The organism is Silvibacterium acidisoli (genome assembly GCA_022870745.1).
GTDB lineage: Bacteria > Acidobacteriota > Terriglobia > Terriglobales > Acidobacteriaceae > Silvibacterium.
This window is the reverse complement of the sequence record CP085323.1, coordinates 2,583,078-2,599,391: the sequence shown is the minus strand read 5'-3', so window position 1 is coordinate 2,599,391 and position 16,314 is coordinate 2,583,078. Positions and strand designations below refer to the sequence as shown.

14 protein-coding genes are annotated in these 16,314 nt (G+C 60.9%); 7 read left to right on the top strand and 7 right to left on the bottom strand.

The features are described 5' to 3' along the window. Window positions 1-29: 29 nt before the first annotated feature. Window positions 30-425 carry a RidA family protein gene (locus LJD29_RS10895; RefSeq protein WP_446745786.1) on the bottom strand — a complete coding sequence of 132 codons (396 nt, stop codon included), beginning with the start codon at window positions 423-425 and terminating at the stop codon, window positions 30-32. Continuing rightward, window positions 422-1,879: an N-acyl-D-amino-acid deacylase family protein gene (locus LJD29_RS10890; protein ID WP_446745785.1), complete on the bottom strand. Its 1,458-nt coding sequence runs from the start codon at window positions 1,877-1,879 to the stop codon at window positions 422-424. Before LJD29_RS10890 ends, LJD29_RS10895 begins: the two co-directional genes overlap by 4 nt. Before the next feature lie 108 nt (window positions 1,880-1,987). Between LJD29_RS10890 and LJD29_RS10885 the strand changes: the two genes are divergently transcribed. Continuing rightward, on the top strand, window positions 1,988-3,232 hold the full coding sequence (locus tag LJD29_RS10885) for an amino acid deaminase (protein ID WP_446745784.1): 1,245 nt from the start codon (window positions 1,988-1,990) through the stop codon (window positions 3,230-3,232). A 57-nt stretch (window positions 3,233-3,289) separates the two neighbouring features. Next, a complete protein-coding gene (locus tag LJD29_RS10880; RefSeq protein WP_446745783.1) occupies window positions 3,290-4,561 on the top strand; it encodes a sugar MFS transporter in 1,272 nt (423 codons plus the stop codon). Between the two features lie 139 nt (window positions 4,562-4,700). Here the strand turns inward: LJD29_RS10880 and LJD29_RS10875 are convergent, their stop codons facing one another. From LJD29_RS10875 to LJD29_RS10865, 3 genes are read right to left on the bottom strand one after another with little or no spacing between them, the layout of a single operon-like run. Further along, window positions 4,701-5,882 carry a glycine C-acetyltransferase gene (locus LJD29_RS10875; protein ID WP_446745782.1) on the bottom strand — a complete coding sequence of 394 codons (1,182 nt, stop codon included), beginning with the start codon at window positions 5,880-5,882 and terminating at the stop codon, window positions 4,701-4,703. Window positions 5,883-5,890: 8 nt separating this feature from the next. Beyond that, window positions 5,891-6,922, bottom strand: coding sequence for an L-threonine 3-dehydrogenase (gene tdh / locus LJD29_RS10870; protein ID WP_446745781.1), 1,032 nt, complete (start codon window positions 6,920-6,922; stop codon window positions 5,891-5,893). A 35-nt stretch (window positions 6,923-6,957) separates the two neighbouring features. Continuing rightward, entirely contained in the window at window positions 6,958-8,013 is a 1,056-nt protein-coding gene (locus LJD29_RS10865; RefSeq protein WP_446745780.1) for a HoxN/HupN/NixA family nickel/cobalt transporter, read from the bottom strand. A gap of 123 nt (window positions 8,014-8,136) precedes the next feature. Here LJD29_RS10865 and LJD29_RS10860 point away from each other — a divergent pair, with 123 nt between their 5' ends. The 5 genes from LJD29_RS10860 (at window position 8,137) to LJD29_RS10840 (ending at window position 14,168) form a co-directional block, all read left to right on the top strand. Next, a complete protein-coding gene (locus LJD29_RS10860) occupies window positions 8,137-9,663 on the top strand; it encodes an ArnT family glycosyltransferase (protein WP_446745779.1) in 1,527 nt (508 codons plus the stop codon). A gap of 103 nt (window positions 9,664-9,766) precedes the next feature. Then, the gene (locus LJD29_RS10855; RefSeq protein ID WP_446745778.1) at window positions 9,767-11,299 is read left to right on the top strand and encodes a tetratricopeptide repeat protein; all 1,533 of its coding nucleotides are present in this window, start codon (window positions 9,767-9,769) and stop codon (window positions 11,297-11,299) included. Continuing rightward, a complete protein-coding gene (locus LJD29_RS10850) occupies window positions 11,296-12,621 on the top strand; it encodes an NfeD family protein (RefSeq protein WP_446745777.1) in 1,326 nt (441 codons plus the stop codon). Before LJD29_RS10855 ends, LJD29_RS10850 begins: the two co-directional genes overlap by 4 nt. Before the next feature lie 51 nt (window positions 12,622-12,672). Further along, entirely contained in the window at window positions 12,673-13,473 is an 801-nt protein-coding gene (locus LJD29_RS10845) for a slipin family protein (protein ID WP_446745776.1), read from the top strand. 11 nt (window positions 13,474-13,484) lie between these two features. Next, window positions 13,485-14,168 carry an SPOR domain-containing protein gene (locus LJD29_RS10840; protein ID WP_446745775.1) on the top strand — a complete coding sequence of 228 codons (684 nt, stop codon included), beginning with the start codon at window positions 13,485-13,487 and terminating at the stop codon, window positions 14,166-14,168. Here the strand turns inward: LJD29_RS10840 and LJD29_RS10835 are convergent. Both LJD29_RS10835 and mpl read right to left on the bottom strand, forming a co-directional pair. Further along, the gene (locus LJD29_RS10835) at window positions 14,161-14,883 is read right to left on the bottom strand and encodes a lysophospholipid acyltransferase family protein (protein WP_446745774.1); all 723 of its coding nucleotides are present in this window, start codon (window positions 14,881-14,883) and stop codon (window positions 14,161-14,163) included. The two genes, LJD29_RS10840 and LJD29_RS10835, sit on opposite strands and share 8 nt — an antisense overlap. Further along, window positions 14,883-16,307: a UDP-N-acetylmuramate:L-alanyl-gamma-D-glutamyl-meso-diaminopimelate ligase gene (gene mpl / locus LJD29_RS10830; protein ID WP_446745773.1), complete on the bottom strand. Its 1,425-nt coding sequence runs from the start codon at window positions 16,305-16,307 to the stop codon at window positions 14,883-14,885. Before mpl ends, LJD29_RS10835 begins: the two co-directional genes overlap by 1 nt. Between the last annotated feature and the right edge of the window lie 7 nt (window positions 16,308-16,314).

The window sequence follows — 16,314 nt, the reverse complement described above, 5'->3', positions numbered from 1 at the left end:
CCTGTGAAGTTGTTATCTGGACGTAGCGACTAGGAGGCTTTCGGAGCTTTATAAGCGACGCAGTCGATCTCTACCTTGCAATCCACCACCATACTCGAAACCACGCAGGCACGCGCAGGGGGATTCTCGCCGAAGTACTGCTTGAAGACTCCGTTGAAGGACTGGAAGTCGCGCGGGTCGTCGAGCCAGACCCCGCAGCGGACAACGTGCTCGGTTCCGTAACCGGCTTCTTCGAGGATGGCGAGCAGGTTCTTGATCGCCTGGTGAGACTGCGTGACTATGTTGCCCTCGACGACTTCGCCCTTGACCATGGCGACCTGTCCCGAGACGTAAAGCCATCCGTCGGCTTCCACAGCACGCGCAAAGGGCAGGTGCTGCCCGCCGGTTCCCTTGCCGCCTTCGACTCCATAACGCTTGATGCTCATTGCTGTACGCTCTCCATCTTCTGCCTTGGCAGGAATCTTCCGCCGCGTTGCCCTGTCGGCTCTGTACCTTTGTACGACAACACTCCGTTGACCCAGACGCCGGCGATGCCGCGTGCCCGCTGGACCGGCTCGGTAAATGTAGCCATGTCTTCGATCTGGGCAGGATCGAAGAGCACCATGTCTGCGAAATATCCTTCACGCAGCAGGCCTCGCTGTGCGATGCCGAAGCGGCGCGCGGGCAGGCCCGTCATCTTGTGCACTGCCGTGGCCAGCGGAAACAACTTCAGCTCGCGGCTGTAACGGCCGAGCACGCGCGGGAAGGTTCCCCACAGACGCGGATGCGGCAGCGGATCGTTCGGCAGTCCGTCCGACCCGATCATCGTCGCCTCGTGCTGCAGGATGCGGCGCATGTCCTCTTCGGAGATGCTGTGATAGATCGCGCCGGCGGGCTGCAGCCGTCGCGCGGCCTCGAGCTGTTCGACGCCCCATGCATTGGCGATGTCGGCGACGGTGCGCCCGGCCATCTCGGGATGCGGCACGCTCCATGTCACCATGACCTCGACGCGCTCGTCGATCTGGCGCAGGTCGAGCGTGCTCGATCCGGCGGCGTAGGGATAACAATCGCAGTTCACCGATTGCGATTCGCGGGCCGACTCGAGCAGCGCCAGCACCTCGCCGCTGCGTCCCCAGTTGTCGATGCCTGCACACTTGAGGTGCGAGATCACCACCGGAACGCTCGACTCGTTGCCGATGCGAAAGGCCTCGCGCATGGCGTCAAGAATGGCTTCTGTCTCGGTGCGCATGTGCGTCGTGTAGATGGCGCCGGATGCGGCCAGCGGGCGCGCCAGCTCGATGACTTCTTCGGTCGTTGCCGATATCGCTGACAGATAGGCCAGGCCGGAGCTGAGCCCGAGCGCTCCATGGTCGAGGGCTTCCTGCAACTGCGCTCGCATGGCGGCGATTTCTTCCGGAGTCGCCACGCGATCGAGGCGATCCATGTGATTGTTGCGCAACGCCGTGTGCCCGATGAGCGCGGCGACGTTTACCGACGGCTTCGCTTCGGCGATGGCCGCTACGTAATCCGCGAAAGCCGGGTAGTGAAAATCTTCCGCCTTGCCGAGCAGGTTCATGGGGTCGGGCGGATCGCCCGCAAGCGTAACCGGCGAAGCACTGATGCCGCAGTTGCCCACGATCACCGTGGTGACGCCCTGCGAGAGCTTGGGCAGCATCTGCGGTGTGCGGATCACGTTCGTGTCGTCGTGCGTGTGGACATCGATAAAGCCGGGAGCGAGCGCGAGCCCTTTGCCGTCGATGACATTCTTCGCAGCAAGATCGTGCAGTCGCCCGATGGAATGAATGCGGTCGCCAACAATGGCGACATCGGCCTCTTCCGGCTCGGCGCCGCTTCCGTCAATCAATCGGACATTGCGAAGAATTGTGTCGCAGGAGGACATATTTTTCTTTCTTCCACAATAAACGCGCCCTCGGCCGGCGTCGAGGCGTGGCCTCGCGATTCGGTATAGTGGCTGTGTGCGCTACAAGCGCAGGAAAGCTGTCCTTTCATGCCAATCAGCTCCCTTGAAAAAGCACTTGCAAAGTTCGCGTCCCCGGCCAGCGCCAGCGATGTGAAAGCTCTCAGCTGGAACCTGCTCCGCGAAGACCTGAACCTGCCGGCGGCGGTGCTTTCTCAGGCGAATCTGCTGCACAATGCAGCCTGGATGCAGCAATTTATCGCTGCCTACGGCGTGCAGCTGGCGCCCCATGGCAAGACGACCATGACGCCGGCGCTCTTCAGGCTGCAGCTCAGGACAGGGGCATGGGGCATTACGCTTGCGACCGCACAGCAGACGGCGGTCGCCTACGAGCACGGTGTGCGCCGCGTACTGCTGGCGAACCAGCTAGTCGGCAAACAGAACATGGCACTGATTGCCCGCCTGCTTGCCGACCCTGAATTTGAGTTCTTCTGCCTCGTCGACTCTCCCATTCTGGTCGAGCAGCTTGCAGCGTTCTTTGGAGAGCGCAAGCTTCGTTTAAATGTCCTGCTGGAGCTGGGGGTCGAAGGCGGCCGGACGGGTGTTCGCAACGAGGAGCAGGCGCAGGCCGTCCTCGACGCCATTGCCGCGCACAAGGACAGCATCGCATTGTGCGGCGTGGAGATTTACGAAGGCCTGCTTGACAGCGACGATGCCGTCCGCGCTTATTGCCAGCGCGCCGTGACGGTTACAAACGATCTCCTTGCAAAAAAACTCTTTGATCGCGAACGCCCCATCCTGACCGGGGCTGGTTCTGCCTGGTATGACATTGTGGCCGAGGAATTTTCTGCGGTGGATCTTCGTGACAAAGCGGAAATCGTTCTCCGTCCCGGCTGCTACCTGACGCATGATGTCGGCGTCTACAAGACCAGCCAGCAGAAGATTCTGGAGCGCAATCCCATAGCGAAAAAGATGCACTCCAGCCTGAAGCCGGCATTGCAGATCTGGGCCTATGTGCAGTCGATTCCCGAACCAGAAAAAGCGATCATCGCCATGGGCAAGCGCGATGCGGCCTTCGATGCCGGACTGCCGCTTCCCGCGTTGCACTATCGCCCGGGCAGCGCTGCGCCGCAGCCTGCGTCTTCACAATGGGAAGTGACCAAGATGATGGACCAGCACGCCTTTATGAAGATCACCGCGGGCGACGGCCTGCGCGTGGGCGACATGCTGGCCTTCGATATCTCCCACCCCTGCCTCACCTTCGACAAATGGCGGTGGCTGGCGGTGGTGGATGACAGCTACCAGATCGTGGACCTGATGCAGACCTTCTTCTAAAGAGTATTCTGTCCGAGGCGCCAAAACAGTTTTACTCAGCGGAGATCGTTTCTCTCGATGGAAATCGCGCGCGTTTCATCCGGCTCGCAACAGAGCGGCGGACCACTCACCAACCGCCAGTACCTCGTTCCCTTTTGCCTGATCGTCAGCCTGTTTTTTCTGTGGGCCATCGGCGTCAACCTGAATGATGTCCTGATTCCGCACCTCAAGCGTGCCTTTCGCCTCACCGACTTCGAATCGTCCTTCGTGCAGCTTGCGTTTTTTGGCGGATACTTTCTCGCCGCCTGGCCGGCGGGCAGGCTCATGGAGAAGATCGGCTACCAGCGCGGCATCGTCTGCGGCCTGCTGATCTGCGCTGCCGGAGCTTTTCTTTTTATCCCCGCGGCCACCGTGCATCTCTACTGGATCTTCCTCACCGGGCTGTTCATCATGGCCTGCGGACAGTCGTTCCTCGAGGTCTCGGCGAACCCTTACGTCACTTTTCTTGGACCAGCGCAATCTTCTGAGCAGAGGCTGGTCGTCGCGCAATCGTTCAACGCGGTCGGCGCGGTGGTCACGCCGTTTATCGGATCGATCTTCATTCTGTCGCGGGTACGCGCGCAGGGCGAATCCGCGGACGTGGTGCGCGGGCCATACATGGTGATCGTGGCCGTCTTCGTGGCGATGGCGCTGCTCATCTTAAAAGCCAAACTGCCTGTCATTTCAGAAGAGAAGACGGAGGAAGGCAAACTCGAAGGCGACGCGGCCAGCTTTCCCGGCGTGCGCGCTTTTCCGCACCTGCTCAAGGGAGTAATGGCGCAGTTCTTTTACATCGGAGCGCAGGTGGGTGTGGCGAGTTTTGTGATTCGCTTCGTCGAGCACACCTATCCGGGCACGAGCGATGCGCATGCGGCGAACTATCTCAAGGCGCACCTGATCGCGTTCATGATCGGCCGCTTCGGCGGCGCGGCGCTGATGAAGCGCATCCAGCCGCCGTCGATGTTGATGTCTTTCGCGATAGGCTGTCTCGGCTCAGGTGCGCTGGTGCTGTTTGCGCATGGGGAGATCGCGCTGATCGGCATTGTGCTGCTGGGCTTCTTCCATTCGATCATGTTCCCCACGATCTTCGCCCTCAGCATCCGCCACCTTGGCCCTTTCACCAAGCGCGGCGCTTCGCTGCTGGTGATGTCGATCATCGGCGGCGCGATCTTTCCACCGCTGATGGGGCTCATCTCCGATGCGACCAACATCCGCATGGCTTTTCTGGTGCCTATGGTCTGCTATGCCGTGGTGCTGTACTTCGCGATGAGCGGCTACAAGGTGAAGGAAGTCGCTGCCGCTCAGTCTTAGCCCGTGCCTGGCTATAGCTTCAAAGTTGTCATCCCGAACGCAGTGAGGGATCTGCTTTTGCCTCTCGGGCGAAAAGTGCAGATCCCTCACTGCGTTCGGGATGACAATTCTAAGAGGGGATCACAACCCTTGGATTAGGCTAGATTCCCATCTCGGTCTTCGCTTCCGCGAAGGCCTTGACCGCAAACTCCAGCTCCTCGCGCGTATGCGCCGCGGAGATCTGCGTGCGAATGCGCGCCTTGCCGTGCGGCACAACCGGGAACGAGAACGGGATCACGTAGATTCCCTTGCCGAGCAGGATCTGCGCCATCTTCACGGCAAGCTGCGCGTCGCCCAGCATGACCGGGACGATGGGATGCTCGCCGGGCAGGATGTTGAAGCCGTTGGCGGTCATGGCTTCGCGGAAGTACTGCGTGTTGGCACGCAGTGTGTCGCGCAACTCGTTCGACTCGGCGACGAGCTCCAGGACCTTCATCGAGGCCGCTGCGATGGTCGGCGCCAGCGAGTTCGAAAACAGATAGGGCCGCGAGCGCTGACGGAGAAGATCGATGATCTCCTTGCGTCCGCTGGTGTAGCCGCCGCTGGCGCCGCCCAGCGCCTTACCCAGCGTGCCGGTGATGATGTCGATGCGGCCTTCGACGCCGCAATACTCGGGCGTGCCGCGTCCGTGCGTGCCGACAAAGCCCACCGCGTGCGAGTCGTCGACCATCACCATCGCGTCGTACTTCTCGGCCAGATCGCAGATCTTATCGAGCCTTGCGATGTAGCCATCCATCGAGAAGACGCCATCGGTCGCGATCAGGCGAAAACGTGCGCCGGCTGCTTCTTTCAGCTTTGCTTCAAGGTCGGCCATGTCGCCGTTCTTGTAGCGGAAGCGGCTGGCCTTGCAGAGGCGAACGCCGTCGATGATGCTGGCGTGGTTCAATTCATCGGAGATGACGGCATCTTCGGCCTCAAGCAGCGTCTCGAAGAGACCGCCGTTCGCGTCGAAGCAGGAGCCGTAAAGGATCGTGTCCTCGGTGCCGAGGAACTTGCTGATCTTAGCCTCAAGCTCTTTGTGAATCGCCTGCGTGCCGCAGATGAAGCGCACGCTGGCGAGTCCATAGCCCCATTCGTCGAGAGCCCACTGCGCGGCCTTCACAATCTCGGGATGATTCGCGAGACCGAGATAGTTATTCGCGCAAAGATTAAGCGTCTTGCCGCCTGCGACTTCGATCTCCGCCTGCTGCGGTCCTTCGATGACGCGCTCGTCCTTGCGTAGCCCGGCTGCGGCGATCTCTTTCAGCTTGTCGGCTGCGTGCTGCTGGAAGCGTCCGTACATGCGATCTCCTAAATCTTCGTCCAGTCGAGAACGACCTTGCCGCTTTCCTGCGACATCATGGCGTCGAAGCCCTTCTGCCAGTCCTTGTAGCTGAAGCGATGGGTGATGATCGGCGAGATATCTACGCCCGACTCCACCATCACGCTCATCTTGTACCAGGTCTCGAACATCTCGCGGCCGTAGATGCCCTTGATGGTGAGCATGTTGAAGATCACCGGGCGCCAGTCTGTCTGCATCTCCTTCGCAGGAATGCCAAGGATGGCGATCTTGCCGCCGTGGCACATGTTGGCGATCATGTCGCGCATTGCGGCTGCGTTGCCAGACATTTCGAGGCCAACATCGAAGCCCTCGACCATGCCGAGTTCCTTCTGCACGTCTGCCAGCGACGTCTCCATCGGATTCACGGCCAGCGTCGCGCCCATCTTCTTTGCGAGTTCGCGGCGGTAGGGGTTGGGATCGGTGATCACCACGTGGCGCGCGCCCGCGTACTTCACAACCGGAATGCACATGATGCCAATCGGGCCTGCACCGGTGATGAGCACGTCTTCACCATTCACCGGAAACGACAGCGCCGTGTGCACCGCGTTGCCGAAGGGATCGAAGATCGCGGCGACTTCCTGGTCCACTCCCGGATGGTGGCGCCACACGTTGCTCATTGGAATGGAGATGTATTCGGCAAAGCAGCCAGGACGGTTTACTCCGACGCCCTTGGTGAAGGCACAGAGATGGCGGCGGCCGGCGAGACAGTTTCGGCAGCGTCCGCAGGTTGTGTGGCCTTCACCGCTGACGATATCGCCCACCTTGAAGTCGGTCACATTCGAGCCGATTTCGGCAATCTCGCCTACAAACTCGTGGCCGATCGCCATGGGGACCGGGATGGTGCTCTTTGCCCAGTCGTCCCACTGGTAGATATGAACATCGGTTCCACAGATCCCGGTGTATCGGACCTTAATCAGGACATCGTTGATGCCGATCACCGGTTCCGGAATGTCTTCGAGCCAGAGCCCTTCCCGCGCGTGTGCCTTTACTAGAGCCTTCATAGATCCATTCTATTGGTTTTGAGTGGTTGGCAGAACTATGCGCCTACTTCCATATCGTCAAAGCGCCGCCATTTGTAGATGGCGATGGAGATGATCCAGCTGAGCGCGAACAAAGCGATGATGAAGTAACCGAGTACGCCGAAGTGGTCGTTGAGCTTGCCGATGGTCTCCCAGAAGAGACCGCGCAGGTGCAGCTGGTCCCCGACCAGCCCGAGCGCTTCGATGCCGCCGACGACCAGCGCCACCACCACCGAGACGGCCGTGATCGTCATGTTGTAGTAGAGCTTGCGGATCGGCTTCACGAAGGCCCAGCCATAGGCTCCGAGCATCAGGATGTTGTCGGTCGTATCGACCAGAGACATGCCCGCGGTAAAGAGCGCCGGAAAAACCAGCACAGACCAGATAGGCATTCCCTTCGAGGCTTCCAAAGCCGAGATGCCGAGCAGGCCGATCTCCGTCGCGGTATCGAAGCCAAGGCCGAAGAGAAAGCCAAGCGGATACATGTGCCAGCTGGAGCGGATCATGCGAAAGACCGGCCGGAAGATCCGCGAGAGGAATCCGCGTCCCGAAAGCAGCAGGTCGAGATCCTCATCCACATAGGGAGCGCCCGCTCGCACGCGTACGAACGTCCGATAGACCGAGCGCAGGACCACCAGGTTGACCACCGCCATTGCCAGCAGGAAGAAGGCCGAGACGAGTGTGCCGACCAGTCCGCCGATATGCCGCAGGCCATCCATGCGATGCTGCAGCAGAAACGCCGCGCTGGCCAACCCGGCGGAACCGAGCACGACCACGGTCGAATGACCCAGCGAGAACATCAGCCCCACCCCAATGGGGCGCTTGCCCTCCTGCATGAGCTTGCGGGTGACATTGTCGATGGCGGCAATGTGATCGGCATCGACCGCGTGGCGCAGCCCAAGGCTGTATGCCAGCAGGGCCGTGCCCAGCATGACGGGGAAACGATGAAAGGCGACGACAGCCCAGAGCCATGCACCGGCGTTGAAGGCCATCAGCAGCGCGTAAATGCCCACGACCTTGCGGCGGGTGTTCCCCGTTTCGTCATTGAACAGCATCTGGAAGCCGCGCCACATGTCGTTTCTAAGATAATTGATCCGGGGAATGCCTGACCGGAGCCATTCTTGGCCCCGCTCTTCGGCTTGATACACTGACCCGTGTCCGGTCCATCTTTCACGCTTTCTTTCCGGCGATTTGCGTTGACGCTGCTGGCCCTCTGGGCAGCCGTCACCCTTGCGCACTGGCCGCTGCTGCACCTGCCCTATTACTGGGACGAGGCCGGCTACTACATCCCCGCCGCCTTCGATTTTTTCCGCAATGGCTCGCTTATTCCCTGGAGCACGCTTTCGAACGCCCATCCACCGCTGCCTTCCATCTGTCTCGCGGCCGCATGGAAGCTCTTCGGCTTTGCTCCAGTCGTCACACGCATCGCGATGTGTGGCGTTGCGGCACTCGCACTGACCGCGGTCTGGACACTTGGCCGCCTTACTGCGGGAAGAGCATCGGTAGCGTGGGCCAGCGTGTTGCTTACCGCCATTTATCCCATCTTCTTTGCGCAGAGCTCGCTTGCCCACGCCGATCTCTTCGCAGCCGCAGCGACGCTCTGGGCGCTGGTCTTCTTTCTGGAGTTGACCACTGCGGGAATTTGGTGGGCTGTTCTCTGCTTCTCGCTCGCGGCGCTGGCGAAAGAGACTTCGATCGTCACGCCGATTGCCATCGCGCTCTGGGAGATCGCGCGCGGCCTGCGCCTGTCAAAGAACATTCGCCGGGGCACGCTGCTGCTTCTGCCTGTAGTGCCGCTCGCCTGCTGGTACCTGTATCACAAGGTCCATACCGGCTTCGTCTTCGGCAACCCGGAGTACCTGCGCTACAACGCCACGGCGACGCTCACTCCGCTGCGCATTCTGCTGGCCTTCGGGCATCGCCTGCTGCACGTCACCGCGCACATGAATCTTTTTGTGCTGACGCTGCTGGCGGCGGCCTGCGCCATACTGCCCGTCGTCGAAGATCCCTATGGCAAACCGCGCGCGGCGTTCCCGGCTTCCACGCTGGCCATCTTCGGTGTCGTTCTGCTGGTGAATCTCGCTGCCTTTTCTGTTCTCGGCGGCGCGCTGCTTACCCGCTACCTGCTGCCGCTTTATCCGCTGGTAATCCTGTTTTGCGTGCACACTTTTTACAGGCGTTTTCAATCCTGGGTGTTACTGGCCGGACTGAGCGCGGTGGCTTTTGTCACCGGACTCCTTGTGAATCCGCCCTACCGATTCGCTCCGGAAGATAACCTCGCCTATGCGGATGTTATTCGCCTGCACCAGTCGGCCATCGCGCAGGTTCTTGAGCACTATCCGCATGCGACCGTGCTGACGGCGTGGCCGGTGAGCGACGAGCTGACCAAGCCGGAGCTTGGCTATGTGTCGAGCGCCGTTCCGGTTGTCGCGATCGACAACTTCACCTTCGAACAGATACAGAAAGCAGCCCAGAGCCCTGAGCCCTACACTGTCGCGTTGATTTTCTCCACCAAGTACGACCCGCCGCACCTGCCCTTCAGCCTGGGCCAGAGAAACGAAGCCTTCGACCGGCGCTTTTTCGACTTTCATCACGACCTTGCGCCGGAAGCGGTCGCCCGCCTGCTGGACGGCGACGTGGAATGGCGTGCAGCAAAGAAAGGCCAGTGGGTAGCGGTGCTGCATTTCAATCGCCCGCAGGAAGCGAAGCTGATGGCTCCGTGAGAAGCCCACTATAATCCGGCTTGTGCGCAACTTTTTCCGGCTACGACTATTTCTCGTCCTTCTTTTGCTGCCCGCGAGCCTCGCTTCGGCTCAACGTTCGGACATGGAGATATCGGCGCACGGCAAGCTGCTGCTGGTTCTTCCATTTGAGAATCGCTCTTCTGACGCCAACCTCGACTGGATCGGCGAAGGCGCCGCCGACGTTCTGAATCGCCGCCTGGAGTCGGCCGGGTTCCTGACCATCAGCCGTGGAGACCGTCTCTATGCACTCGATCATCTCGGGCTGCCGCTGAACTTTCAGCCGTCGCACGCCACCACCATCCGCATCGCGCAAAATCTCGACGCCGACTCGGTCGTTCTCGGCTACTACACAGTAAATAACGGACGTCTCACCACCACGACCCAGGTACTTGACGTGAAGGCACTGAAGCTGAGCACCGCCATCACGCAGGATTCCGATCTCAAGAGCCTGCTCACCAGCTTTAACGGACTGGCCTGGCAGGTGGCGCGGCAGCTCAATCCGTCCTTCGAGATCGCCCAGCAGACCTTCCTGGCTGCCGACTCAACGCTGCGCGTCGATGCCTTCGAGAAATACATCCGCGGCACCATCGCCGAGGCACCAGCCGAGCGCGTATCGAACCTTCGCGATGCCGTACGCATCAGCCCGACCTTTTCACCTGCCTGGGTGGCGCTGGGGCGTGCCTATTTCGCCAACCAGGAGTACGACAACGCGGCGGCAACCTTCGGGCGTCTCTCTGCCGACGACCCCAATGCCCTCGAAGCCGACTTCTACCGGGGACTCGCCTTCTTTTACACGGCGAACTACCTCAAGGCTGAAGACGCCTTCGCCTTTGTCCGCGTTCGCCTGCCTCTGCCGGAAGTCGTCAATAACCAGGGAGTTGCCGCGAGCCGCCGCCAGCGTGACGGCAGCGCACTCTTCCAGCAGGCCAGTGCCGCCGACCCCAAGGACGAGGATTATCACTTCAATCTCGCCGTCTCCCTGCGCCGCCGCAACGATATTCCGGGCGCCATCCGTGAGATCGACCAGGCACTGAAGCTGCGTCCGAATGACTCCGAAGCACAGACTTTCGCCACTACGCTTAAGGATCCCGCGTCGGTGAAGGTGAATCCTGACCCCGGCAAGGCCATTCCTGACGACAATCTGCCGCTCGAGCGCATCAAGCGCTCCTATAATGAGACCGGTTTTCGCCAGGCAGCCTATGAGCTCGAACAGATCCAGGCCATGAGGATGGCTACCATGGCACCCAAGCAACAGGCAGAGGCACTGGTGAAGGAAGGCGACCAGTTTCTGAATCGCGGCCTTACGCTCGAAGCCGAGCGCCGCTACCAGTCCGCGCTGGCCGCCGATTCCAATACGGCCCTGGCGCATGCAGGCCTCGCGCAGGTACGCGAACACAGCGGCGACACCGCCACCGCACGGCAGGAGGCGCAGAAGTCTCTTTCACTTTCGCCTAATGTTCCGGCATACTTACTGCTTGCGCGGCTCGATCTCGCTGCGAACCAGCTTCCTTCCGCCGCCGGAGAAGTCAGCCAGGCGCTGCACCTCGAACCGGCAAACGCCAATGCACGCGGAATGAAGCAGGCTCTGGAAGCAAGAGGACAGCAGGTTCCATGAAGCTGAGAGCGGCAGTACCGGTTTTGCTGATCGCGATCCTGGCGATCGTTACCGGGCGATGCCTGCCCCAGACACAGCCGGTAACACCCGCGATTCTCGTTCTGCATCTGAACGACACCATTCAGCCCATCAGCGAAGAGTACCTGGAGCGTGGCCTTGCCCGCGCCGCCGAGGATCGCGACGAAGCTGTGCTGGTTACGCTGAATACCCCCGGCGGCCTGCTTGACGCCACCCGCACCATGGTCGGCAAGATTCTCGCCTCGCCCGTTCCCGTGATCGTTTACATCTCGCCATCAGGCAGCCGCGCCGGGTCTGCAGGCTTCTTTCTGCTGCAGGCAGCGGATGTCGCGGCAATGGCCCCCGGAACAAATGCAGGCGCCGCGCACCCGGTCGTCGAAGGCGCGAAGCTCGACGATACGATGAGGCAGAAGCTCGAGAATGACACCACGGCCTTTCTGCGCTCCTATGTCGCACGCCGTAACCGCAATGTCGATGCCGCGCAGGATGCCGTGCTGCATTCGAAGTCGTACACCGAGCGCGAAGCTCTCGAATCGCATGTGATCGACCTGATCGCCGCCAACGACAACGACCTGCTCAACCTGCTCGACGGACGCAAAATCCAGCGCTTTGACGGCCAGACGCAAACGCTGCATACGGCTCACGGCCGCCTCATCCGCTTCCAGCCGAGCCTGAGGGAGCAGATTCTCGACCGGTTGATGGATCCGAACCTCGCCGTGCTGATCCTGATCATGGGCGGCCTGCTCATTTACCTGGAGTTCAACGCGCCGGGCACCATCATTCCGGGATCCCTGGGAACCCTGCTGCTGGTCACTGGACTCTTTGCCCTGAACCTGCTTCCGGTGCACTATACGGCCATCATGTTTCTGATCGCCGCATTTACGCTGCTCCTGGTCGAGGCCAAAATCCCCAGCCACGGCGTGCTCGCAGGTGCGGGCATCATCGCACTCGTTTTCGGGACGCTTACGCTGGTCGACGGGCCCATTCCCGAACTGCGCGTGCACACGGCAACGGCTATCGCCTGTGGACTGGCCTTCGGACTCATCACCGTCTTCCTGGTGCGCATAGCCCTTCGCGCGCGGCGTGCCAAAATGGTCTTCACCGGTGCGGAGGCCCTCGTCGGCAAAATCGGTATCGTCCAGCAGCCGCTCGACCCATCCGGCCAGATTCTCATCCACGGCGAGCTCTGGCAGGCGGAATCAGAATCTCCTGTGGAACAGGGAATGCGGGTCCGCGTCATCGGTCTGCGCGGGTACACCCTGTTGGTGGAACAGGTTCCCGCCGTCTCTCCGGCGGCCCAATAAACGCGGGTCCACCAGCTCGCTGCGATACAATCGCAGGCGGGTGAAGTGAAAATGATCGGTATTCCCAGCCTCATTCTTCTTGTCGCCGTCGTTCTCTACCTGCTGAATTCCATCAAGATTCTGCGCGAGTACGAGCGCGGTGTTATCTTCCGGCTGGGCCGCGCGCATCTGCCGCCCAAGGGTCCGGGATTGATCCTGGTCTTTCGTCCGCTCGACCAGATGGTGCGCATCTCGCTGCGCCAGGAAGTGCTCGAAGTACCGCCGCAGGACGTGATCACGCGCGACAACGTCACCATCAAGGTCAATGCCGTCATCACCTTGCGTGTTCTCGACCCGGCCCGCGCCGTGATCGAGGTATCGAACTACGTCTACCAGACTTCGCAGTTTGCGCAGACCACGCTGCGTTCGGTCCTGGGTGAGGTGGAACTGGACGGCCTGCTTTCGCACCGCGACCAGCTCAACCAGCGCATCCAGTCCATCATCGATCAGCGCACCGAACCATGGGGCGTAAAGGTCGTAAGCGTCGAAGTGAAGCAGGTGGATCTGCCCGAGCAGATGCTGCGCGCCATGGCCAAGCAGGCCGAAGCCGAGCGCGAAAAGCGCTCCAAGATCATCAACGCCGAAGGCGAATACGCCGCAGCCCAGCGACTGGTGGAAGCCGCCAACCTGCTGGCACAGCAGCCGATGACCATGCAGCTACGCTACCTGCAGACCCTGACCGACATCGGTGCGGAAAAAAATACAACCGTGGTCTTCCCGCTGCCCGTCGAGCTGATCTCCCTGATTAACCGATTTGTTCCCTCGCCTGCGTCACCAGAAAAACCGGCTTCGACAGAAAAGCCCGGGGAATAGGATCTACTGCCATGGCAAGAATGATGCTGGACGAAGACGAAGAAATCGGAACCGATACAGAAATCACCCTGGGCATGAAGTCCGTGCTCGGCATCTTCTTCGGGCTGGTGCTCATCTGCGGCGTCTTCTTCGGCTTCGGATTCTCGATGGGACGCGGCAACAATGCGTCTGGCAGCACACCAGCTTCGACGGAATCTGCGAAATCAGCCACGACGAAAACGCCAGCCGCCGCGCCTTCGGCAACAGCCGCACCCACCGTGGTCGAAGAGACCAATCAGGACGACGCGAGCGCAGGCAATGAGACACCGGCGGCACCGGCACCGAAGCACAAGCCTTCCGCCGAGATCTCCGAAGAAGCTCCGGCACCGAAGCCGACACCGGTGCTGGAGACAGCACCAGCAGCCCGCGCTGTCCCCGCAGTCGCAACGCTTTCACCCGCAAGAAGCATGGCCGCTTCGGTAACAACCGCGGTCGCGCAAACACCGGTTATGGTTCAGATTGCCGCCGTATCGCGCCAGGAAGACGCAAATATCCTCGTCGGCGCGCTTCGCAAGAAAGGCTACACAGCAACGGTGCGGAACGAGCCGGGCAACAACTTTCTGCACGTGCAGCTGGGCCCGTTCGCGAACCGCGACGAGGCGAAAGCCATGCGTACCAAGCTGCTCGCCGACGGCTATAACGCCATCCTTAAATAGTTTTTTCCTCTAACATCCACTCCGGCAGGCTGGAGGCAATGGCCTGCCGCACCGCGACCAGCAGCTCATCGCGTGTCGCGTAATCGCTCGACTCCACAGGCGCGTGGAAAACGATGTGCGCCGTTCCCGGATAGAGCCGCACGCTTCCCTTCTTCATCATCGACTCCGTTCCCCAGATCGAGACCGGAACCACCGGTGCTCCAGTCTCCTTGGCCAGGTAGAACGGGCCTTTTTTGAAGGGCTGCAAGCGCCCATCGCGTGAACGTGTTCCCTCGACGAACGACAAAACGTTCAGGCCTGAGGCGAGCACGCGCGCCGCGAACTGCACGCTCTCCCGCGCGCTCTCCACGCGCCCATCGCGATCGACCGGGATAAAGTCGCCGAGCCGCATTCCATAGCCGAGCACCGGGATCTTCATCAGCGAACGCTTCAGGAAGACCGAAGACCGGCCGGGCAGCATCGGCATCAGCACCGGCGGGTCGAGGTTCGAGACATGGTTAGAAAGAAAGATGTAGCGCCGCGCCGGATCGAGCGGCGCTTTCCACTGCACCTCGACGCGGATGCCGGCGCAGCGCAGCCCCACGCGCATGATCCACATCGACCAGCGGTAAAGGAGAGTGATGTTGCGGCTCAGCAGCGTCCACGGCAGGCCAATCACCGCCGCTGGAATCCCCAGCACGATGTAGACCACCAGCAGCGTCAAGGCGGAGAACATCAGGCCTTCTCGCGCAGGCGTCGCGGCAGCTTTTCGTAGATGCCGTCGAATCCGCCGTTGGACAGGATGGCGACCACATCGCCTTCTCTCAGCTCGGGCGCGATCTCAGCGACAATTTCATCCGCGCCCGAAAGCAACATGGCGTGTTTACCTGCTGCCTGCAACGCCTTCACAACCGCTTCGGGATGCAGCCGCTCTGCAACCGGAATACTTTCCAGCTTGAAGACGCCAGCCAGCACCACGCGATCTGCCAGCGCAAGACTATCGACCAGTTCCTTCTCGAAGACGTTGCGGCGCAAGGTATTCGAACGCGGCTCGAGCACCGCCCACAGCCGAGACGAGGGGTAGGACTCGCGCAGCGCCTTCAACGTCTCGCGTATCGCCGTAGGATGGTGCGCGAAATCGTCAACAATCGTAACGCCATCGATGACCGCCTTTACTTCGAGGCGGCGCTTCACGCTTTGGAAGCTGCTGAGCGCTTCTGCGATTGCTTCGAGCGGCACACCCTGGCCCGCAGCGAGGGCAGCCGCAGCCGTGGCGTTCATCGCATTGTGCGCGCCTGCCAGCTTCATGTTGAACTCCGCCCAGGGTTGGCCTTGACGCAACACCTTCCACGAGCTTCCCTCCGACGAATGCGCGAGGTCTTTCACCTGCCAATGCGAATCTGCTTTGAATCCGTAGCGCTCGACAGAGCAGAAGGCCTTTGCCACGCACTCGTCCACATTCGCTGCGCCATCGAAAGCCACGATGCGCCCACGGCGCGGCACCAGGTTCGCCAGCCGCTTGAATGCCGTCTTCACCGCTTCGAGATCGCGATAGATGTCTGCATGGTCGAACTCGACGTGCGTGAGGATGAGCGCGTCAGGAAAGTAGTGCATGAACTTCGGACCTTTGTCGAAGAAGGCCGTGTCATACTCATCGCCCTCAAGGATCATCGGCCGGCCATCGCGCACCTGGAAGCTGGTACCGAAGTTTTCCGCCACGCCGCCGATCAGGAACGATGGTTTGAGCGCGGAATTCTTCCTGCTCGCGACTTCGTAGATCCACGCCAGCATGCTCGTTGTCGTCGTCTTGCCGTGTGTTCCCGAAACCACCAGCGACTCGTGTCCGAGCAGAAACTCATCATGGATCACACGCGCCATCGAGGTGAATGGAATCTTCTGGTCGAGCACGTATTCGAGCTCGACGTTGCCGCGCGAGATGGCATTGCCCACGATCACCAAGTCTGGCCGTGGATCGAGATTCTTTTCGGCGAAAGGCTCGGCGATGGGAATTTGCAGGCTCGCTAGCAGATCCGACATGGGCGGATACGCCGCCTGGTCCGACCCGGTGATGCGATGCCCTTTGAGCTGCAGCAACCCTGCGAGCGAGGCCATGGCCGTGCCGCAGATGCCGATCAGGTGTATGTGCTTTCTCGTTTCCAACTTAGCC

Excerpts from the sequence above, each read along its gene's own strand:
- LJD29_RS10895 (WP_446745786.1), bottom strand. The coding sequence starts at position 425 with ATGAGCATCAAGCGTTATGGAGTCGAAGGCGGCAAGGGAACCGGCGGG.
- LJD29_RS10890 (WP_446745785.1), bottom strand. The coding sequence starts at position 1,879 with ATGTCCTCCTGCGACACAATTCTTCGCAATGTCCGATTGATTGACGGA.
- LJD29_RS10885 (WP_446745784.1), top strand. The coding sequence starts at position 1,988 with ATGCCAATCAGCTCCCTTGAAAAAGCACTTGCAAAGTTCGCGTCCCCG.
- LJD29_RS10880 (WP_446745783.1), top strand. The coding sequence starts at position 3,290 with ATGGAAATCGCGCGCGTTTCATCCGGCTCGCAACAGAGCGGCGGACCA.
- LJD29_RS10875 (WP_446745782.1), bottom strand. The coding sequence starts at position 5,882 with ATGTACGGACGCTTCCAGCAGCACGCAGCCGACAAGCTGAAAGAGATC.
- tdh (WP_446745781.1), bottom strand. The coding sequence starts at position 6,922 with ATGAAGGCTCTAGTAAAGGCACACGCGCGGGAAGGGCTCTGGCTCGAA.
- LJD29_RS10865 (WP_446745780.1), bottom strand. The coding sequence starts at position 8,013 with ATGTGGCGCGGCTTCCAGATGCTGTTCAATGACGAAACGGGGAACACC.
- LJD29_RS10855 (WP_446745778.1), top strand. The coding sequence starts at position 9,767 with ATGGAGATATCGGCGCACGGCAAGCTGCTGCTGGTTCTTCCATTTGAG.
- LJD29_RS10850 (WP_446745777.1), top strand. The coding sequence starts at position 11,296 with ATGAAGCTGAGAGCGGCAGTACCGGTTTTGCTGATCGCGATCCTGGCG.
- LJD29_RS10845 (WP_446745776.1), top strand. The coding sequence starts at position 12,673 with ATGATCGGTATTCCCAGCCTCATTCTTCTTGTCGCCGTCGTTCTCTAC.
- LJD29_RS10840 (WP_446745775.1), top strand. The coding sequence starts at position 13,485 with ATGGCAAGAATGATGCTGGACGAAGACGAAGAAATCGGAACCGATACA.
- LJD29_RS10835 (WP_446745774.1), bottom strand. The coding sequence starts at position 14,883 with ATGTTCTCCGCCTTGACGCTGCTGGTGGTCTACATCGTGCTGGGGATT.